Source organism: Shewanella sp. 125m-7 (assembly GCF_052977045.1).
In genome coordinates, this window is sequence record NZ_JBRILQ010000105.1 from 1 (window position 1) to 715 (window position 715).

4 tRNA genes are annotated in these 715 nt (G+C 42.0%); all 4 read right to left on the reverse strand.

Features of this window, described 5'->3' with window-relative positions:
• Positions 1-72: transfer RNA gene (locus ACVBIL_RS20615), tRNA-Gly, on the reverse strand.
• A 133-nt stretch (positions 73-205) separates the two neighbouring features.
• Positions 206-281, reverse strand: a tRNA-Gly gene (locus tag ACVBIL_RS20620).
• A 133-nt stretch (positions 282-414) separates the two neighbouring features.
• A tRNA-Cys gene (locus ACVBIL_RS20625) sits at positions 415-515 on the reverse strand.
• A 13-nt stretch (positions 516-528) separates the two neighbouring features.
• Positions 529-629 (reverse strand) — tRNA-Cys (locus ACVBIL_RS20630).
• Positions 630-715: the final 86 nt, after the last annotated feature.

Below are 715 nucleotides of genomic sequence, written 5' to 3' on the forward strand. Positions count from 1 at the left end.
GCGACATATCGGGTTCGAACCGATGACCTATACCTTGGCAAGGTATCGCTCTACCAACTGAGCTAATGTCGCGTAAAACTGTATTCGATTGAAACGACATATCGGCTTTGAAACAAACAACCGATGACTGATACCTTGGTAATGTATCGCCTTTTGCTCTCATCAAAGAGTCAACTGAGCTAATGTCGCATAAATCTTTTTAATTTGGAGCGACATATCGGGTTCGAACCGATGACCTATACCTTGGCAAGGTATCGCTCTACCAACTGAGCTAATGTCGCGTAAAACTGTATTCGATTGAAACGACATATCGGCTTTGAAACAAACAACCGATGACTGATACCTTGGTAATGTATCGCCCTTTGCTCTCATCAAAGAGTCAACTGAGCTAATGTCGCATAAATCTTTTTAATTTGGAGCGACATATCGGGTTCGAAATAAATAACCGATGACCTATACCTTTGCAAGGTATCGCCCTTTTGCTCTAAACAAAGAGTCAACTGAGCTAATGTCGCACAATCTTTAAATTGGAGCGACATATCGGGTTCGAAATAAATAACCGATGACTTATACCTTTGCAAGGTATCGCCCTTTTGCTCTAAACAAAGAGTCAACTGAGCTAATGTCGCACAATCTTTTAAATTGGAGCGACATATCGGGTTCGAACCGATGACCTATACCTTGGCAAGGTATCGCTCTACCAACTGAGCTAATG